The organism is Streptomyces sp. bgisy027, assembly GCF_057710365.1.
Genome location: NZ_JBYIVZ010000021.1, coordinates 62,585 through 82,433 on the forward strand (window position 1 = coordinate 62,585; position 19,849 = coordinate 82,433).

Below are 19,849 nucleotides of genomic sequence, written 5' to 3' on the forward strand. Positions count from 1 at the left end.
CATATGAGATTCATTGGGTGGGGACGGTACCGCATGGCGCCAGAGGAAGGAGTGCCCCGGGAGACATTGGCCCGTTAGGTTGCAGTCATGAGCGAGGATGTGCGGTTGGTCGCCTGGGTGCGTGGACGCGTCCAAGGTGTGGGTTTTCGCTGGTTCACGCGGGCCAAGGCCCTGGAGATCGGCGGCCTGAGTGGTTTTGCTCTCAATTTGGACGACGGCCGGGTCCAAGTGGTCGCGGAGGGTCCCCGCGGTGGCTGCGAGGGGCTCCTCGACTGGCTCCAGGGCAGCGACACGCCCGGGCGGGTGGACGGTGTCACCGAGATCTGGGACACACCCCGCGGGGGTTACGACGGCTTCGCCATCCGCTGACTCGTTTCTGTGAACAGACCCAGGCGCAAGCGGAGGGACCTGCCACCGGCAACTGCCCCGAGCAGAAATGGGCAGGTGGTTGCCAAGAACGGCTCGTGGTGGCAGGCTCCGCACTCAAGGATGATCGTCACGCCCCGAGGGCCCCGCAGGAGTCGCCACGTCGCCGTTTGTGGGCGTGTGCCGCCGGGTTCACCCGCCAATACGGGGCGTGATCGTGTTGACCGTCAAACTTTTTGGTGAGACGCTGAAAGCCCCGCGCACCCTAGCTGTTTGGCGTGGCTGAACGGCAGCACAACTCCAGGCCTGCCAAGCAACCGCGGGTGCGAATCCCTCACGACCCACACCGCATCGGTCGGTCACTCAGTGTGGAGGACCATCCATCATGGCAAAGGCGCTTCTCGGTTACGTCGGCGGCTCCGACCCTCGACTCCTCGCCGAGATGCGACGGCTCCAGCAGCGTGTCCAGGACCTCGAGTCCGAGCTCGGTCGGATCCAGGCCGAGAACGACGCGCTGACGGCTGCCGCTTCTCACGACAGGATCATGGAGAGCATCGACGCACACCAGGCGGAGCCTGCGCTCACCTGATCACTGCATCGCTCCACAACAGCAACAGCAGTGGTTGGGCGGCCCGTATCAACCGCTAAGTTGTCAGATGACTGGATCTGTCCAGCCGTCAGAAGTTGCAAGGGACGCTTCGGCGTCCCTTCTTTCTTTCCCCCGCATCCTTTCACCCTCTTTAACGTCTGGTGTGCCCTGCACGTTCACCGGTGAAACCGTGCGTTCATGGAGCGAGACTTCCCCGGAAGGTAGAGTCCACCGGCGTGCACCTCAAGGCCCTGACCCTGAGAGGGTTCAAGTCGTTCGCCTCGGCGACCACGCTCCGGTTCGAGCCGGGCATCACGTGCGTCGTCGGACCGAACGGCTCGGGCAAGTCGAATGTCGTGGACGCGCTCAGCTGGGTCATGGGCGAGCAGGGTGCCAAGTCGCTGCGCGGCGGCAAGATGGAGGACGTCATCTTCGCCGGCACCACCGGCCGCCCGCCGCTGGGCCGCGCCGAGGTGTCGCTGACCATCGACAACTCCGACGGGGCGCTGCCCATCGAGTACTCCGAGGTCACCATCACGCGGATCATGTTCCGCAACGGCGGCAGCGAGTACCAGATCAACGGTGACACCTGTCGCCTCCTGGACATCCAGGAACTGCTCTCCGACTCCGGCATCGGCCGCGAGATGCACGTCATCGTCGGCCAGGGCCAGCTCGACTCCGTCCTGCACGCGGACCCCATGGGCCGCCGCGCCTTCATCGAGGAGGCGGCCGGCGTCCTCAAGCACCGCAAGCGCAAGGAGAAGGCGCTGCGCAAGCTGGACGCGATGCAGGCCAACCTCGCGCGCGTGCAGGACCTCACGGACGAACTGCGCCGCCAGCTCAAGCCGCTGGGCCGTCAGGCGGCCGTCGCACGCAGGGCCGCCGTCATCCAGGCGGACCTGCGCGACGCCCGTCTGCGCCTCCTCGCCGACGATCTCGTACGGCTGCGGGAGGCGCTCCGGACCGAGGTCGCCGACGAGGCCGCGCTCAAGGAGCGCAAGGAGGCCGCCGAGCAGGAGCTGAAGAAGGCCCTCCAGCGCGAGGCCCTCCTGGAGGACGAGGTCCGCCGGCTCACCCCGCGCCTCCAGCAGGCCCAGCAGACCTGGTACGAGCTGTCCCAGCTCGCCGAGCGGGTGCGCGGCACGATCTCGCTGGCCGACGCACGCGTGAAGAGCGCGACGTCCACGCCGCCGGAGGAGCGTCGGGGCCGCGACCCCGAGGACATGGAGCGCGAGGCCGCCCGCATCCGTGAGCAGGAGGCGGAGCTGGAGGCGGCCCTCGAAGCGGCCGAGCGGGCGCTGGAGGACACGGTCGCCCACCGCGCCGAGCTGGAGCGTGAACTCGGCCTCGAGGAACGCCGGCTCAAGGACGTCGCCCGCGCCATCGCCGACCGCCGTGAGGGCCTCGCCCGGCTGAACGGCCAGGTCAACGCGGCCCGTTCGCGTGCCGCGTCCGCCCAGTCCGAGATCGACCGCCTTGCCGCCGCCCGGGACGAGGCGCAGGAGCGGGCCGTCGCCGCCCAGGAGGAGTACGAGGCGCTCAAGGCCGAGGTCGACGGCCTGGACGCCGGCGACGCGGAACTCGCCGAGCAGCACGACACGGCGAAGGCACAGCTCGCGGAGGCGGAGGCCGCCCTGACGGCGGCCCGCGAGGCGGCCACCGCGACGGAACGCAGGCGTGCCGCGACCCAGGCCCGCCACGAGGCGCTGGCGCTGGGCCTGCGCCGCAAGGACGGCACGGGAGCGCTGCTCGGCGCGGAGGATCGCCTCACAGGGCTGCTGGGCCCTGCTGCGGAACTCCTGACTGTGACACCGGGCTACGAGATCCCGTTGGCGGCGGCGTTCGGAGCGGCGGCGGACGCGATCGCGGTGGCTTCTCCGTCGGCGGCGGCCGAGGCCATCCGCCTGCTCCGCAAGCAGGACGGCGGGCGGGCGTCCCTGCTGTTGGCGGGAGCGCCGGAGGACAGCGGCGCGACAACGCCCCTCAGGGGTGCGGGGAACGGCGCGACCAGCCACGGCGAACCCGCGGACGCCCGGCAACAGTGCGCTGCCGATTTCGTCCGCGCCCCCTCCGACCTCGTGCCCGCCATCCGACGTCTCCTCCACGGCATCGTCGTCGTCGGCACCCTCGAAGAAGCCGAAGACCTCGTCTACACCCACCCCCATCTCACCGCCGTGACCGCCGAGGGCGACCTCCTCGGCGGTCACTTCGCGCACGGCGGTTCCGCCGGTGCCCCCAGCCTCCTCGAAGTGCAGGCGTCCGTGGACGAGGCCGCAACCGAGCTGGAAGAGCTGGCGGTCCGCTGCGAGGAGCTCACCGAAGCGCAGCACGCGGCCACCGAGCGGCGCAAGGACTGCGCGGCACTCGTCGAGGAAGTGGGGGAGCGGCGCAGGGCGGCCGACCGGGAGAAGTCGTCCGTGGCACAGCAGCTCGGCCGGCTCGCCGGGCAGGCGCGTGGTGCCGCGGGGGAGGCAGAGCGGTCCGTCGCCGCCGCCGCGCGGGCCCAGGAGGCCCTCGACAAGGCGCTCATGGACGCCGAGGAACTGGCCGAGCGGCTCGCCGTGGCCGAGGAGATGCCGGTCGAGGAGGAGCCCGACACCTCGGTGCGGGACCGGCTCGCCGCCGACGGCGCCAACGCCAGGCAGACCGAGATGGAGGCCCGCCTCCAGGTCCGTACGCACGAGGAGCGGGTCAAGGGACTGGCCGGACGGGCCGACTCCCTGGACCGGGCCGCCCGCGCCGAACGCGAGGCACGCGCGCGTGCCGAGCAGCGGCGGGCGCGGCTGCGCCACGAGGCGGCCGTCGCGGAGGCCGTCGCCTCCGGTGCGCGGCAGCTGCTGGCGCACGTCGAGGTCTCCCTCGCCCGCGCCGAGGAGGAGCGTGGCGCGGCCGAGGCCGCCAAGGCCCTGCGGGAGCAGGAGCTGACGGCCGCCCGTGGCGCCGGCCGTGACCTCAAGGCCGAACTCGACAAGCTGACCGACTCCGTGCACCGCGGCGAGGTCCTCGGCGCCGAGAAGCGGATGCGGATCGAGCAGCTGGAGACCAAGGCGCTGGAGGAGCTGGGCGTGGAACCCGCCGGGCTCGTCTCCGAGTACGGCCCCCACCAGCTCGTGCCGCCGTCCCTGGCCGCCGAGGGCGAGCAGTTGCCCGACGACCCCGAGCACCCCCGCAACCAGCCCAAGGCGTTCGTGCGGGCCGAGCAGGAGAAGCGGCTCAAGGCCGCCGAGCGTGCCTACCAGCAGCTCGGCAAGGTCAACCCGCTCGCCCTGGAGGAGTTCGCGGCGCTGGAGGAGCGGCACAAGTTCCTCAGCGAGCAGCTCGAGGACCTGAAGAAGACCCGTGCCGACCTGCTCCAGGTCGTCAAGGAGGTCGACGAACGCGTCGAGCAGGTCTTCACCGAGGCGTACTGGGACACGGCCCGGGAGTTCGAGGGCGTCTTCAGCCGGCTGTTCCCGGGCGGTGAGGGACGGTTGATCCTGACCGACCCCGACAACATGCTCACCACGGGTGTCGACGTCGAGGCGCGCCCGCCGGGCAAGAAGGTCAAGCGGCTGTCGCTGCTCTCGGGTGGTGAGCGTTCACTCACCGCCGTCGCGATGCTGGTGTCCATCTTCAAGGCCCGGCCGAGCCCGTTCTACGTCATGGACGAGGTCGAGGCCGCCCTCGACGACACCAACCTCCAGCGGCTGATCCGCATCATGCAGGAGCTCCAGGAAGCCTCGCAGCTGATCGTGATCACGCACCAGAAGCGCACGATGGAGGTCGCCGACGCGCTGTACGGCGTCTCCATGCAGGGCGACGGCGTGTCGAAGGTCATCAGCCAGAAGCTGCGCTGACGCCGGGCCGCACCCAGCTTCCTCGGTCTGCCTTCACCTCTTCACCTTCACTTCAAGAAGTGAACACATGTCACCCAAGTGCGTCTCCGAAGTCACAGCAGACCCCCTCTTGACTTAGATACTTGAAGGCATAGGGTCTCCAACGTTGCTTTTAACTTCAGGTATCACGGCCTGAAGCGGCTGACCCCCACCCGGCAGCGTTGCCGGTGCCCGAGGAGTACACGTGACCAGCACAGCGCAGGCGTCCACACCAGGAGCCAAGGCGGCCCACCCCGAGCATCTCGGGCACGTCGTCTTCATCACCGCGGCGGCCGCCATGGGCGGCTTCCTGTTCGGTTATGACAGCTCCGTCATCAACGGAGCCAACGGCGGTATCCAGGACCGGTTCGACCTCAGCTCGGGCGTCACCGGTACGGTCGCCGCCAGCGCCCTGCTCGGCAGCGCCCTCGGCGCCGCGATCGCCGGCCGCATAGCCGACCGCATCGGCCGGATCCGCGTCATGCAGATCGCGGCGGTGCTGTTCGCCGTGAGCGCCGTGGGTTCCGGCCTGCCGTTCGCCGCGTGGGACCTCGCCGCCTGGCGCGTGCTCGGCGGTATCGCCATCGGTATGGCCTCGGTCATCGGCCCGGCCTACATCGCCGAGGTCGCTCCGCCCGCCTACCGCGGCCGGCTCGCCTCCTTCCAGCAAGCCGCCATCGTCATCGGCATCGCCGTCTCGCAGCTGGTCAACTGGGCCCTGCTGAACATGGCGGACGGCGAGGAGCGCGGGACCATCGCGGGCATTGAGGCCTGGCAGTGGATGCTCGGCGTGATGCTCGTGCCCGCGCTGATCTACGGGCTGCTGTCCTTCGCCATCCCCGAGTCCCCGCGCTACCTGATCAGCGTCGGCCGCGTCGCCGACGCGAAGAAGGTGCTCGCCGACGTCGAGGGCGGCGTCGACCTGGACGGCCGCGTCGCCGAGATCGAGCAGGCCATGAAGAGCGACCACAAGTCGACGTTCAAGGACCTGCTGGGCGGGAAGTTCGGCCTGCTGCCGATCGTGTGGATCGGTATCGGCCTCTCCGTCTTCCAGCAGTTGGTCGGCATCAACGTCATCTTCTACTACTCGAACCTGCTGTGGCAGTCCGTGGGCGTCGACCCGTCGAGCTCCTTCTTCTACTCGTTCGAGACCTCGATCATCAACATCATCGGCACCGTGATCGCGATGATCTTCGTCGACCGGCTCGGCCGCAAGCCGCTCGCCCTCATCGGCTCCGTCGGCATGGGCCTCTCGCTCGCGGCGGCCGCCTGGGCCTTCTCCTTCCAGAACGGCAGCGACCCGCTGCCGACCGCGCAGGGCTACGTGGCGCTGATCGCCGCCAACGCCTTCGTGCTCTTCTTCGCCCTGTCCTGGGGCGTGGTCGTCTGGGTCATGCTCGGCGAGGTCTTCCCGAACAAGATCCGCGCCGCGGCCCTGGGCGTGGCCGCCTCGGCCCAGTGGATCGCCAACTGGCTGATCACGATCACCTTCCCGGACCTGGCGGACTGGAACCTGTCGCTCACCTACGTCATGTACGCGGTGTTCGCCTTCCTCTCCATCCCCTTCATCCTCAAGTTCGTGCCCGAGACCAAGGGCAAGAAGCTGGAGGACATGGGCTGAGCAGCCCACCCGGACCCGGGGGGAAGGGCCAAGTCCCCGCTGCCCCTCTCCCCGTAACCCGCCGCCGCCCCGGCCCGGCCACTGCCCGAGCCGGGGCGGCGGTGTCGTATGCGGTGGGTCAGTCGTCCAGCGCGGGCAGCACCCGCTCGCAGAACAGCCGCAGACTCCGCCACCCCTCCGCCACGGGCATCCCGCCCGACAAGGGGTGCAGTACGTAGTTGTCGAAGCCCAGCGCCGCGCACTCCTCGGGCGTCACGATCCGGTACACGCCCTCGGCGCGCAGCTCCGCCACCGTCGTGGCCCCCGACTTCACCGCCGAGCGGATCTCCCCGGACTGCCAGGAGGCGTAGGTGCGGGCCTCGTGCAGGAAGTGCCGGCCGTGCTCGGCCCAGGTCCGGTCCGGGTCCTCGGCGACGTGCAGCAGCGGCGTCTCGGCGGCCGGCATCATCGTCCAGCCCTCGGTGCCGTACTCCACCAGCCGCTCCTTGTAGTACGCCTCCAGCTCCGGCAGATGCGCGCTGGGGAAGAACGGCAGGCCGAGGCGGGCGGCCCGGCGGGCGGCGGCCTTCGAGGAGCCGCCGACCAGCAGCAGGGGGTGCGGGTCGGTGAACGGGCGCGGGGTGATCCGTACCGTACGGCCGTGGTACTCGAAGGGCTCGCCGGTCCACGCCTTGAGCAGGGTCTCCAGCAGCTCGTCCTGGAGCCGGCCGCGCCGCTTCCACTCCACGTCGAACAGGGCGTACTCCTCGGGCCGGTACCCGATCCCGGCGACCGTGACCAGCCGCCCGCCGCTGAGCAGGTCCAGGACCGCGATCTCCTCGGCGAGGCGCAGCGGGTCGTGCAGCGGGCCGATGATCGCCGAGACGGTGACCGCGAGGTGCTTCGTCGCGCCGAAGACGGCGGAGGCGAAGGCGAACGGCGACGGCAGCCAGTTGTTCTCGGCGCCGTGGTGCTCCTCCGTCTGCACCGTGGTGATGCCGTGCTCGTCGGCGTACGCGGCCATCTCCAGGGCCGCCCGGTAGCGGGCGGCGAGGGAGGCGGGGGTGGCGTCGGGCTCGACGAGGTTGAAGCGTACGACCGAGACGGGCATGGGGGTCCCCCTTCACCGGGCGGGTATGAAGGCGGACGTTAGCTGACGGTGTGTCAGACATCCAGAGCGGTGTCGCCGGACTCCATGGCCGATACTGGACGGGTTATGGACATCGTCATCCTTGCTGTAGTCATCGCCGTGGTCGTGCTCGGCGCGCTCGGCGGGCTCGTCGTCGGCAGCCGTCGCAAGAAGCAGCTGCCCCCGCCGCCGCCCGCCGCGCCCGACATCACCGCCCCTCCGGCCGAGCCGCACGTCGGCGACGAGGCCGAGACACCGCGCGACGAAGAGCGCCGGACCATAGAGGAGGTGGACCTTCCCGACGGCTCGACCGGAGTCGCCGTCGAGGAACCGCCCGTCGTCGAAGAGCTCCCGCCGACCGAGATCGAGGTGCCGGAGCCCACCGCCGGCCGCCTGATCCGGCTGCGCGCCCGGCTCTCCCGCTCGCAGACCGCCCTCGGCAAGGGGCTGCTCACGCTCCTGTCGCGCGAGCACCTCGACGAGGACACCTGGGAGGAGATCGAGGACACCCTGCTCACCGCCGACGTCGGCGTGGCCCCCACCCAGGAGCTGGTCGAGGGCCTGCGTGAGCGCGTGAAGATCCTCGGCACCCGCACCCCCGAGGAGCTGCGCGGCCTGCTGCGCGAGGAGCTCCTGAAGCTGGTCGGCACCGACATGGACCGCGTGGTCAAGACCGAGCCCGAGGCCAGCAAGCCCGGCATCGTGATGGTCGTCGGCGTCAACGGCACCGGCAAGACCACCACCACCGGCAAGCTCGCCCGCGTCCTCGTGGCCGACGGCCGCAGCGTGGTCCTGGGCGCCGCCGACACCTTCCGTGCCGCCGCCGCCGACCAGCTCCAGACCTGGGGCGAGCGGGTCGGCGCCTACACCGTGCGCGGCCCGGAGGGCGGCGACCCCGCCTCCGTCGCCTTCGACGCGGTGAAGGAGGGCAAGGAGATGGGCTCCGACGTCGTCCTCATCGACACCGCCGGGCGCCTGCACACCAAGACCGGCCTCATGGACGAGCTCGGCAAGGTCAAGCGGGTCGTCGAGAAGCACGCACCGCTGGACGAGGTGCTGCTCGTGCTGGACGCCACCACGGGGCAGAACGGCCTGGTGCAGGCCCGTGTCTTCGCCGAGGTCGTCGACATCACCGGCATCGTGCTGACCAAGCTGGACGGCACCGCCAAGGGCGGCATCGTCGTCGCGGTGCAGCGCGAGCTGGGTGTGCCCGTGAAGCTCATCGGGCTGGGGGAGGGCGCCGACGATCTGGCGCCGTTCGAGCCGGAGGCGTTCGTTGACGCCCTTATCGGAGAGTGACACCGGCTACCGGATTCGGTACCTGGTGCAAGAAGCGCCCGCCCCCGAGGTGCAGTCGGGGGACGGGCGCTTTGCCGTGCAGGGCCTGGGGCCTGGTGCGAAAGTGGCGCCTGCCGCGCGACGCCCGGCACCCCCTGTCGCCGCACCGCCCGAAAAGCCCGAGTACGTCCAGTACGAGAGCTTCCGGGCGGCACGCCGAGGGGACGCACCGAACGCCGCGCGGCCGCCCTTCGGGCGACGGCGCCACTTTCGCAACAGGCCCTCTAGGCCCGTGACCTGTGTGCCACGTACGCCAGCGTGCCCAGCAGCAGCCGGGCCGCCGGCGGCTTCGTCGCCGTGTCCAGGGCCGGCGGACGCAGCCAGCGCACCGGGCCCAGGCCGCCCCGGTCGGACGGCGGGGCCGTGATGTGCTTCCCGGGGCCGAGGCCGCGCAGATCGAGGTGGGTCGGGTCGTCCCAGCCCATGCGGTAGAGGATCTCGGGTAGCTCGGCGGCGGCACCGGGGGCGACGAAGAAGTGCGCGCGGCCGTCGGGGGTGGCGGTGACCGGGCCCAGGGGCAGGCCCATCCGCTCGAGCCGGGTCAGCGCGCGGCGTCCGGCGGACTCGGCGACCTCGATGACGTCGAACGCCCGGCCGACCGGGAGCATCACCGCGGCGCCCGGGAACTCCGACCACGCCTTGGTGACGTCGTCGAGCGTGGCGCCGGCCGGGACCCGGGGCGCGAAGTCCAGGGGGTGCGCGCCGGGCGCGTCGCAGTCGGAACGGCCGCACGAGCAGGCGCCCGCGGCGGCGCGTGCGCCGGGTACGGCGTCCCAGCCCCACAGTCCGGTGAACTCGGCGACGGCGGTGCACTCCGAGGCGCGGCCGCGTCGCCGCGAGCCGGATCGCATCTCCCGGATGCCGCCGATCGTGAAGCCCATGCCCCCTCCAACGGTCAAGCGCGCCGGTGGTTACGACGCGAATGCAGAATGTGACTCTGCGTGTTCCTCGGTGAACGGGTACCCGTTTTGCGCCGCGGGGTCCATGCGGCGCTTCGAAGTGCCCCGGGTGGTGGGCCCGGCGACACGCGCCCCTGAGTGCTTCGCTCCGCCCACTTCCGGCCGTCCTATGTCAAGTGAATCGCGTGGAGGCGTCCGTGAGTTCATTCGAAGGGGTGGCGAATGGTGGCGATTCAGGGATCGCCATGGCTGAAGCCGTGATCGTAGGATTACCGTGAGTGCACGGAGCTTCGGGGCACATGCGCTCGTGGGTATGCCGCAGGCAAGTCGGCTTTCCGTTCGAAGGGTGAGAACTGCCGGACGGGCGACCGTATTTACCGGCATTCTGATAGGGCTTGGCGCACTCGGTGACAAGTGGTCCAAGGGATGGGGGCGTTCCAGTGAGCGGCAACAGTGAAGGCGGTACGAGTGCCGGTGGCGCATCGCACGCCGACAGGCGCCCGAACGAGCTCCTCACGTCCTGGTTCGTCCGCAGCGGCTGGTCGAAGGGCGAACTCGCCCGCCAAGTGAACCGCCGGGCCCGCCAGTTGGGTGCCAACCACATCTCCACCGACACCTCCCGCGTACGCCGCTGGCTGGACGGCGAGAACCCCCGCGAGCCGATCCCCAGGATCCTGTCCGAGCTGTTCTCCGAGCGCTTCGGCTGCGTCGTCTCCGTCGAGGACCTCGGCCTGCGCGCCCCCCGTCAGTCACCCTCCGCGTCCGGTGTCGACCTGCCCTGGACGGGCCCGCAGACGGTGGCCCTGCTCAGCGAGTTCTCGCGCAGCGACCTGATGCTGGCGCGGCGCGGCTTCCTCGGGAGCTCGCTGGCCCTGTCCGCGGGCCCGGCGCTCATCGAGCCGATGCAGCGCTGGCTGGTCCCCGCCCCGCCCGCCCCGTACCACGAGCCCCGCACCGTCCCGTCCTCCCGCGCGCGGGGCCGGCTGTCCAAGCCCGAGCTGGACCTGCTGGAGTCCACCACCGTGATGTTCCGGCAGTGGGACGCCCAGTGCGGCGGCGGCCTGCGCCGCAAGGCGGTCGTGGGCCAGCTGCACGAGGTGACCGACCTCCTCCAGGAACCCCAGCCCGAGGCCACCACCCGCAAGCTGTTCAAGGTCGCCGGCGAGCTGGCCGAGCTGGCCGGCTGGATGTCGTACGACGTCGGGCTCCAGCCCACCGCGCAGAAGTACTTCGTCCTCGCGCTGCACGCCGCCAAGGAGGCCGGTGACCGGCCGCTCGGCTCGTACGTGCTGTCCAGTATGAGCCGCCAGATGATCCACCTCGGCAGGCCCGACGACGCCCTGGAGCTGATCCACCTCGCGCAGTACGGCAGCCGGGACTGCGCGAGCCCGCGCACCCAGTCGATGCTGTATGCGATGGAGGCCCGCGCGTACGCCAACATGGGCCAGCCCGGCAAGTGCAAGCGGGCCGTCCGGATGGCCGAGGACACCTTCGCCGAGTCCGACGAGTGGGACGAGCCGGACCCCGACTGGATCCGCTTCTTCTCCGAGGCCGAGCTGTACGGCGAGAACTCCCACTCCTTCCGTGACCTGGCTTATGTCGCGGGCCGCAGCCCGACCTACGCCTCGCTGGCCGAGCCGCTGATGCAGCAGGCCGTGGACCTGTTCGAGAAGGACGGCGAGCACCAGCGGTCGTATGCGCTGAACCTCATCGGTCTGGCCACGGTCCATCTGCTGCGCCGCGAGCCCGAGCAGAGCGCGGTCTGTGCCGAGCGGGCCATGGCGGTCGCCAAGAAGGTCCGCTCCGAACGCGTCAACACTCGTATTCGAAAGACGGTCGACACGGCCGTACGCGATTTCGGAGATCTCGCGGAGGTCGTGGACCTCACCGACAAGCTCGCCGTCGAGCTCCCGGAGACCGCCGAAGCGGTCTGACACCCGGGGCCGAACCCTGGGACCGCAGAACCCCGGCCGCGGCCGGCCCTCCCGAACTGCCCGACTCGGCTCCCCCATGCCAGGTCATCGGAAGGCCGACCGCGGCCGGTTTTCGTTCCTTCGAGGAAGGTTGCGCCACGATAACGATCGTGCAGCCGAACATCTCGCGGTTCATCGACACGTAACACGCCAGGTGCCTTCGTCACACCCGCGAAACAACGAGGGGCTTCCGCCGAAACCGTGCTGCGTCAATCTCTTGGCGCATAACCGGCCCACCCCTCAATCCGCTCAGGGTTCGCCCGCACGGGCCGTACCAACGACGAGGAGATACCGGCATTGAACGGCACAGACACCGGATTCGTATTGATCAGTGCAGCGCTCGTCATGGTGATGACGCCCGGGCTGGCGCTCTTCTACGGCGGCATGGTCCGAGCCAAGAGCGTGCTCAACATGCTGATGATGTCCTTCATCTCCCTCGGCATCGTCAGCGTGCTGTGGGTGCTGTACGGCCACTCCCTCGCCTTCAGCGGTGACACGGGCGGCTTCATCGGCAACCTGGACATGATCGGGCTCAAGGGCGTCAACGCCGACAGCACCATGGAGAGCTTCACCGGCAACGACATCTCGTTGTTCGCCTTCTCGCTCTTCCAGATGCTGTTCGCCGTCATCACCGCGGCCCTGATCAGCGGTGCCCTCGCCGACCGTGTCAAGTTCGGCGCGTGGATGATCTTCATCGGCGTGTGGGTCACCGCGGTCTACTTCCCGGTCGCCCACTGGGTCTGGGGCGGCGGCTGGCTCTCGCAGCTCGACCCGGCCGTGATCGACTTCGCGGGTGGTACGGCGGTCCACATCAACGCCGGTATCGCCGCCCTCGCCGCGATCCTGGTCGTGGGCAAGCGCGTCGGCTTCAAGAAGGACCCGATGCGCCCGCACAACATGCCGCTCGTCCTGCTCGGCACCGCGCTGCTGTGGTTCGGCTGGTTCGGCTTCAACGCCGGCTCCGAGCTGGGCGTCGACGGCACCACCGCGCAGATGGCCATCAACACGCAGGTCGCCACCGGTGCCGCCATGCTCGGCTGGCTGATCTACGAGCGCATCCGCCACGGCGCGTTCACCACGCTCGGTGCCTGCTCCGGCGCGGTCGCCGGTCTGGTCGCCATCACCCCGTCCGGCGGCAACGTCAACATCTTCGGTGCCCTGCTCATCGGTGTCGTCGCCGGTGCCGTCTGCTCCTGGGCCGTCAGCCTCAAGTACAAGCTGGGTTACGACGACTCGCTCGACGTCGTCGGTGTCCACCTCGTCGGCGGTGTCATCGGCACCCTGATGGTCGGCTTCCTCGCCACGGGCGGGGCCGGCGGTGGCGACCAGTTCCTGTCGCAGACCATCGGCGCCTTCTCGGTGATGGGTTACACCTTCGTGGTGACCTGGATCATCGCCTTCGCCATCCAGAAGACGATCGGCTTCCGGGCCTCCGAGGACGACGAGGTCAGCGGCATCGACCAGGCCGCGCACGCCGAGACTGCATACGACTTCAGCGCGGCTGCGTCCTCGCACATCTCGGTCTCGCCCGCCCAGAGCAGCACCGCTGCCGACACCAAGAAGGTGGACGCATGAAGCTCATCACCGCCGTCGTCAAGCCCCACCGGCTCGACGAGATCAAGGAAGCCCTCCAGGCCTTCGGAGTCCACGGCCTGACGGTCACCGAGGCGAGCGGCTACGGTCGTCAGCGGGGCCACACCGAGGTCTACCGCGGTGCCGAGTACACCGTCGACCTGGTCCCGAAGATCCGTATCGAGGTCCTGGCCGAGGACGACGACGCCGAGCAGTTGATCGACGTCATCGTCAAGGCCGCCCGCACCGGCAAGATCGGTGACGGCAAGGTCTGGTCCCTTCCGGTCGAGACGGCTGTACGGGTACGGACCGGCGAGCGCGGGCCCGACGCGCTCTGAGGCAGGGAAACAGAACAGGAGTCGCTGGGTGACGAGCACGGACGTTTCCAAGGATGCAGAGGGCTCGGGACCCAGCGGCTACGCGGCGGCCCGGCTGCGTCTCCTCACCGAGGAGGCGCGGTCCGGGCCGCCGCGCCGTACCGCCCTCGCGGAGCTGACCGACGAGTGGCTGACCGGCCTGTTCGCGGCCGGTGCCGAGGGGCTGCGCGGCGTCTCCCTGGTCGCCGTCGGCGGGTACGGCCGCGGCGAGCTGTCCCCGCGCAGCGACCTGGACCTGCTCCTGCTGCACGACGGCGCCGACAGCAAGGCGGTGGCCGCGCTGGCCGACCGCATCTGGTACCCCGTGTGGGACCTCGGCCTCGCCCTCGACCACTCCGTGCGCACACCCGCCGAGGCCCGCAGGACCGCCGGCGAGGACCTCAAGGTCCAGCTCGGCCTGCTGGACGCCCGGCACATCGCGGGCGACCTGGGCCTCACGGCGGGACTGCGCACCTCGGTTCTCGCCGACTGGCGCAACCAGGCCCCCAAGCGGCTGCCCGAGCTGCAGGAACTGTCCGCCGAACGCGCCGAGCGCCAGGGCGAGCTGCAGTACCTCCTGGAGCCCGACCTGAAGGAGGCGCGCGGCGGTCTGCGGGACGCCACGATCCTGCGCGCCGTCGCCGCGTCCTGGCTGGCCGACGCCCCGCGCGAGGGTCTCGACGACGCCCGGCGCCGGCTGCTCGACGTACGCGACGCCCTGCACCTGACCACCGGGCGGGCGACCGACCGGCTCTCGCTCCAGGAGCAGGACCAGGTCGCCGCCGAGCTCGGCCTGCTCGACGCCGACACGCTGCTGCGGCAGGTGTACGAGGCGGCGCGGGTGATCTCGTACGCCAGTGATGTCACTTGGCGTGAAGTGGGGCGCGTATTGCGGGCGCGCGCCGTACGGCCGCGTCTGCGCGCCATGCTGGGCGGCGGTACGAAACCCACCGCCGAGCGCTCGCCGCTCGCCGAGGGCGTCGTGGAGCAGGACGGCGAGGTGGTGCTCGCCCGTGCCGCACGCCCCGAGCGTGACCTCGTGCTCCCCTTGCGGGCCGCGGCCGCCGCCGCTCAGGCCGGACTGCCGCTCTCCCTGCACGCCGTACGGCGCATGGCGGCGAACGTGCGCCCGCTGCCCACGCCCTGGCCCGCCGAGGCCCGAGAGCAGCTGGTCACCCTGCTGGGCTCCGGGCGGCCGACGATCGAGGTGTGGGAGGCACTGGAGGCCGAAGGACTGATCACCCACTTCCTGCCCGACTGGGAGCGGGTGCGCTGCCGTCCGCAGCGCAACGCCGTGCACATCTGGACCGTCGACCGGCACCTCATCGAGACGGCCGTGCGCGCCTCCGAGTTCACCCGCCGCGTCCACCGCCCCGACCTCCTGCTGGTCGCCGCGCTGCTGCACGACATCGGCAAGGGCTGGCCCGGCGACCACTCCGTGGCCGGCGAGATCATCGTCAAGGACGTGGCCGCGCGCATCGGCTTCGACCGCGACGACGTGACGGTGCTCTCCACCCTCGTACGCCATCACCTGCTGCTCGTCGAGACGGCCACCCGGCGCGACCTGGAGGACCCGGCCACCGTCCGCTCGGTCGCCGAGGCCGTCGGCTCGCAGGGCACCCTGGAGCTGCTGCACGCCCTGACCGAGGCGGACGCCCTGGCCACCGGCCCGGCCGCCTGGTCCTCCTGGCGCGGGTCCCTCGTCGCCGACCTGGTCAAACGCGTCGGCGCGGTCCTCGCCGGGGACGACCCCGCCGAGCCCGAGGCCGCCGCGCCCACCGCCGAGCAGGAACGGCTCGCCATCGAGGCGATCGCCACCGGCAGCCCCGTACTGGCGCTGCGGGCCCAGACCGAGCCGCCGGCCGAGGAGCAGTCACCGGGCGATCCGGAGCCGCTCGGCGTGGAACTCCTCATCGCCGTCCCCGACCAGCCGGGCGTGCTGCCCGCGGTGGCCGGTGTCCTGGCGATGCACCGCCTGACCGTGCGCACCGCCGAGCTGAGCGCCCTGGACCTGCCCGACGGCGTCGAGGGCGCCGTCCTGCTGCTGAACTGGCGGGTCGCCGCCGAGTACGGCTCGCTGCCGCAGGCCGCCCGGCTCCGCGCCGACCTCGTACGGGCGCTGGACGGCTCCCTGGACATCGCGGGCCGGCTCGCCGAGCGGGACGCGGCCTATCCGCGCCGCCGGGGCGTGGTGGCGCCGCCGCCGAGGGTGACGGTGCATCCGGCCGCCTCCCGGCTGGCCACGGTCATCGAGGTGCGCGCCCAGGACGCGCCGGGGCTGCTGTTCCGGATCGGGCGGGCGCTGGAGGACGCGAGCGTGCGGGTGCGCAGTGCGCATGTCAGCACTCTCGGCGCCAACGCCGTCGACGCGTTCTATGTCACAGGGCCCGAGGGCGCCCCGCTGCCCGGCGACGAGGCGGCCGCCGTCGCACGCAAGCTGGAGGAGATGTTGCGGGGCTGAGACCCTGTTCCAAGGCTCCTGACCCAGGGATCCCGGCAACCTGCGCCGCCGGGATACCCTGGAGGGCGATTCCCAGCTGCCACCGACCCCGAGGACCGCGAGCGCCGTGTTCGATACTCTCTCCGATCGCCTCTCAGCGACTTTCAAGAACCTGCGCGGCAAGGGACGGCTCTCCGAGGCGGACATCGACGCCACCGCGCGCGAGATCCGCATCGCGCTCCTCGAAGCGGACGTGGCGCTGCCGGTCGTCCGGACGTTCATCAAGAACGTCAAGGAGCGTGCCCTGGGCGCGGAGGTCTCCAAGGCGCTGAACCCGGCCCAGCAGGTCCTGAAGATCGTCAACGACGAGCTCGTGACGATCCTCGGTGGCGAGACCCGCCGCCTGCGGTTCGCCAAGCAGCCCCCGACCGTGATCATGCTGGCCGGTCTCCAGGGTGCCGGTAAGACCACCCTCGCGGGCAAGCTCGGCCGCTGGCTGAAGGAGCAGGGCCACTCGCCGCTGCTGGTCGCCTGTGACCTCCAGCGCCCGAACGCCGTGAACCAGCTGAGCGTCGTCGCCGAGCGCGCCGGCATCGCGGTCTACGCGCCCGAGCCGGGCAACGGCGTCGGCGACCCGGTCAAGGTCGCCAAGGACTCCATCGAGCACGCGAAGTCCAAGGTCCACGACATCGTGATCGTGGACACCGCCGGCCGCCTGGGCATCGACCAGGAGATGATGCAGCAGGCCGCGGACATCCGTGACGCGGTCTCGCCGGACGAGATCCTCTTCGTCGTCGACGCGATGATCGGCCAGGACGCGGTCAACACCGCCGAGGCCTTCCGCGACGGCGTCGGCTTCGACGGAGTGGTGCTCTCCAAGCTCGACGGTGACGCCCGCGGTGGTGCCGCCCTGTCGATCCGGCAGATCACCGGCAAGCCGATCATGTTCGCGTCGAACGGCGAGAAGCTCGACGAGTTCGACGCCTTCCACCCGGACCGGATGGCCTCCCGCATCCTCGACATGGGTGACCTGCTCACCCTGATCGAGCAGGCGGAGAAGACCTTCGACCAGGCCGAAGCCCAGAAGATGGCGGAGAAGCTGGCCTCCAAGAAGGGCCAGGACTTCACGCTCGACGACTTCCTGGCCCAGATGGAGCAGGTCAGGAAGATGGGCTCCATCTCCAAGCTGCTCGGCATGCTCCCGGGCATGGGCCAGATCAAGGACCAGATCAACAACCTGGACGAGCGGGACGTCGACCGCACGGCCGCCATCATCAAGTCGATGACCCCGGCCGAGCGCCAGGAACCGACGATCATCAACGGCTCGCGGCGCGCCCGTATCGCCAAGGGATCCGGCGTCGAGGTCAGCGCGGTCAAGAACCTCGTCGAGCGGTTCTTCGAGGCCCGCAAGATGATGTCCCGCATGGCCCAGGGCGGCGGCATGCCCGGGATGCCGGGGATGCCGGGCATGGGCGGCGGTCCCGGCCGCACCAAGAAGCAGCCGAAGAAGGCCAAGGGCAAGCAGCGCTCCGGCAACCCGATGAAGCGCAAGCAGCAGGAGCAGGAGGAGGCCGCCCGCCGGGCCGCCGCCGCTCAGGCCGGTGGCGCCCTCGGACTGCCGGGCCAGCAGGCCGGACAGGACTTCGAGCTGCCCGACGAGTTCAAGAAGTTCATGGGCTGACGGCTCTCGTACGACCGTCTCGTCCCGTACGTCGCAAGGGCGTCCCTCTCCGCGAGGGGCGCCCTTTGCGCGTGCCATGGCCCGCTGTCTGCCGTAACGTCCAGATATGAGCGATGCGGCGCCACCACGCAAGGCCCCTGACCAGCCGTGGCGCACCGAGGGCACCCCGGACGAGCCACCCAGGAAGTCCGGCGGCCGGCGCCCACGCGGCCGCTGGTGGAGCCTGCTGGTCACCGGCGTGATCGTGTTCCTGCTGGCGTACATCGGACTGACGTACCTCGACGAGGGCGACGAGCCGACGATCTCCTACACGGAGTTCAGCCGGCAGGTCGACGACGGCAACGTCTCCAAGATCTACTCCAAGGGCGACGCCATCCAGGGCGAGCTGAAGACCGCCGAGGACAACCCCGAGGGCGACGGCAAGTACACCAAGTTCAAGACCCAGCGCCCGGCCTTCGCCGACGACGAGCTCTGGCAGGAGCTGAGCAGGAACGACGTCACGGTGACCGCACAGCCGGTCGTGAAGCAGCGCGGCCTCCTGGTCAACCTGCTGATCTCGCTGGCCCCCCTCGTCGTCATCGTCGCGCTGTGGCTCTTCATCGCCCGCCGGTTCGCCGGGGGCCGCGGCGGCGCGGGCGGCATGTTCGGGCGCAAGCCGCCGCCCAAGCCGGTCGAGCTGCTGCCGGGCAAGCACCGCACGACGTTCGCCGACGTGGCCGGCATCGACGAGGTCAAGGGCGAGCTGGACGACGTCGTGGACTTCCTGGAGCACCCCGACGCCTATCGCAGGATGGGCGCGAAGATGCCCCGCGGCGTGCTGCTCGCGGGCTCGCCGGGCACCGGCAAGACCCTGCTGGCGCGGGCGGTGGCCGGCGAGGCGGGCGTGCCGTTCTTCTCCGCCTCCGCGTCCGAGTTCATCGAGATGATCGTCGGTGTCGGCGCCTCGCGCGTGCGCGAGCTGTTCGCCGAGGCCCGCAAGGTGGCCCCGTCGATCATCTTCATCGACGAGATCGACACCATCGGCCGGGTGCGCAGCGGCGGCGCCTCGGTGAGCGGTCACGACGAGCGCGAGCAGACGCTGAACCAGATCCTCACCGAGATGGACGGCTTCTCCGGCTCGGAGGGTGTGATCGTCATCGCCGCGACCAACCGCGCCGACATCCTGGACCCGGCGCTGACCCGGCCCGGCCGCTTCGACCGGGTGGTCAACGTCTCCCCGCCGGACCGCCGCGGCCGCGAGGCGATCCTGGCGATCCACACCCGTGACATCCCGCTCGCCGAGGACGTGGACCTGATCCAGCTGGCCCGCAAGACCCCGGGCATGACAGGCGCGGACCTGGCCAACCTCGCCAACGAAGGGGCGTTGCTCGCGGTCAAGCGGGGCCAGGAACAGGTGACCGCCGCGGACCTCTCCGAGGCACTGGAGAAGGTGCAGCTGGGCGCCGAACGCACCCTCGTGATGCCTGAGGAGGACCGCCGCCGCACCGCGTTCCACGAGAGCGGGCACGCCCTGCTCGGCATGCTCCAGCCGGGCGCCGACCCCGTCCGCAAGATCACCATCGTGCCGCGCGGCCGGGCCCTCGGCGTGACGATGTCGACCCCGGAGGTGGAGCGGTACGCGCACTCCGAGGAGTACCTGCGCGGCCGGATCATCGGCGCCCTGGGCGGCATGGCGGCCGAGGACGTCGTCTACGGGGTCGTCACCACCGGCGCGGAGAACGACCTCGAACAGGTCACCAACATCGCGCGCGGGATGGTGGCCCGCTGGGGCATGAGCGAACGCGTCGGCCGCCTCTCCGCCCTGCCGAGCGACGCCCAGCAGGCGTACGGGCTCTCCGCCGCGCCGCGGACGCTCGACGTGATCGACGCCGAGATGCGCCGGATCGTCGACGACTGCTACGAGGAGGCCCTGCACAAACTCCGCGACCACCGCGGCCGGCTGGAGGCGCTCGCGGAGGCCCTGCTGGAGCACGAGACGCTCGAGGAGGCGGACGCCTACCGGATCGCGGGGATCACCCGGCTGAAGAAGGACGAGGCCGAGTAGGGCGACGG

13 protein-coding genes are annotated in these 19,849 nt (G+C 70.7%); 11 read left to right on the top strand and 2 right to left on the bottom strand.

All coding sequences use genetic code 11. The features are described 5' to 3' along the window. The first annotated feature begins 87 nt into the window (after positions 1 to 87). From AC3ETA_RS22480 to AC3ETA_RS22495, 4 genes are all read left to right on the top strand, one after another. Positions 88 to 369: an acylphosphatase gene (locus AC3ETA_RS22480; protein WP_107902414.1), complete on the top strand. Its 282-nt coding sequence runs from the start codon at positions 88 to 90 to the stop codon at positions 367 to 369. 382 nt (positions 370 to 751) lie between these two features. Further along, a complete protein-coding gene (locus AC3ETA_RS22485) occupies positions 752 to 955 on the top strand; it encodes a hypothetical protein (protein WP_030048901.1) in 204 nt (67 codons plus the stop codon). Positions 956 to 1,191: 236 nt separating this feature from the next. Beyond that, positions 1,192 to 4,791 carry a chromosome segregation protein SMC gene (smc, locus tag AC3ETA_RS22490; RefSeq protein WP_432194684.1) on the top strand — a complete coding sequence of 1,200 codons (3,600 nt, stop codon included), beginning with the start codon at positions 1,192 to 1,194 and terminating at the stop codon, positions 4,789 to 4,791. A gap of 223 nt (positions 4,792 to 5,014) precedes the next feature. Then, positions 5,015 to 6,430 (top strand): sugar porter family MFS transporter, encoded by a 1,416-nt coding sequence (locus AC3ETA_RS22495; protein ID WP_432194685.1) that lies wholly within the window; start codon positions 5,015 to 5,017, stop codon positions 6,428 to 6,430. 118 nt (positions 6,431 to 6,548) lie between these two features. Here the strand turns inward: AC3ETA_RS22495 and AC3ETA_RS22500 are convergent, their stop codons facing one another. Beyond that, positions 6,549 to 7,520, bottom strand: coding sequence for an LLM class flavin-dependent oxidoreductase (locus AC3ETA_RS22500; RefSeq protein ID WP_432194686.1), 972 nt, complete (start codon positions 7,518 to 7,520; stop codon positions 6,549 to 6,551). A 105-nt stretch (positions 7,521 to 7,625) separates the two neighbouring features. Here AC3ETA_RS22500 and ftsY point away from each other — a divergent pair, with 105 nt between their 5' ends. Further along, positions 7,626 to 8,837: a signal recognition particle-docking protein FtsY gene (gene ftsY / locus AC3ETA_RS22505; protein WP_432194687.1), complete on the top strand. Its 1,212-nt coding sequence runs from the start codon at positions 7,626 to 7,628 to the stop codon at positions 8,835 to 8,837. 263 nt (positions 8,838 to 9,100) lie between these two features. On the opposite strand, the gene AC3ETA_RS22510 is transcribed toward ftsY, so the two are convergent. After that, the gene (locus tag AC3ETA_RS22510) at positions 9,101 to 9,757 is read right to left on the bottom strand and encodes a bifunctional DNA primase/polymerase (protein WP_432194688.1); all 657 of its coding nucleotides are present in this window, start codon (positions 9,755 to 9,757) and stop codon (positions 9,101 to 9,103) included. A gap of 458 nt (positions 9,758 to 10,215) precedes the next feature. Between AC3ETA_RS22510 and nsdA the strand changes: the two genes are divergently transcribed. The 6 genes from nsdA (at position 10,216) to ftsH (ending at position 19,841) form a co-directional block, all read left to right on the top strand. Then, positions 10,216 to 11,709, top strand: a complete 1,494-nt coding sequence (gene nsdA, locus AC3ETA_RS22515) for a transcriptional repressor NsdA (RefSeq protein WP_432194689.1) — start codon at positions 10,216 to 10,218, stop codon at positions 11,707 to 11,709. A 336-nt stretch (positions 11,710 to 12,045) separates the two neighbouring features. Then, positions 12,046 to 13,323: an ammonium transporter gene (locus tag AC3ETA_RS22520; protein WP_432194690.1), complete on the top strand. Its 1,278-nt coding sequence runs from the start codon at positions 12,046 to 12,048 to the stop codon at positions 13,321 to 13,323. Then, the gene (locus tag AC3ETA_RS22525) at positions 13,320 to 13,658 is read left to right on the top strand and encodes a P-II family nitrogen regulator (RefSeq protein WP_003997576.1); all 339 of its coding nucleotides are present in this window, start codon (positions 13,320 to 13,322) and stop codon (positions 13,656 to 13,658) included. Before AC3ETA_RS22520 ends, AC3ETA_RS22525 begins: the two co-directional genes overlap by 4 nt. Positions 13,659 to 13,686: 28 nt before the next feature. After that, entirely contained in the window at positions 13,687 to 16,137 is a 2,451-nt protein-coding gene (locus AC3ETA_RS22530; RefSeq protein ID WP_432194691.1) for a [protein-PII] uridylyltransferase, read from the top strand. 106 nt (positions 16,138 to 16,243) lie between these two features. Further along, positions 16,244 to 17,797, top strand: a complete 1,554-nt coding sequence (gene ffh / locus AC3ETA_RS22535) for a signal recognition particle protein (RefSeq protein WP_432194692.1) — start codon at positions 16,244 to 16,246, stop codon at positions 17,795 to 17,797. A gap of 106 nt (positions 17,798 to 17,903) precedes the next feature. After that, positions 17,904 to 19,841 (top strand): ATP-dependent zinc metalloprotease FtsH, encoded by a 1,938-nt coding sequence (ftsH, locus tag AC3ETA_RS22540; protein ID WP_432194693.1) that lies wholly within the window; start codon positions 17,904 to 17,906, stop codon positions 19,839 to 19,841. Positions 19,842 to 19,849: the final 8 nt, after the last annotated feature.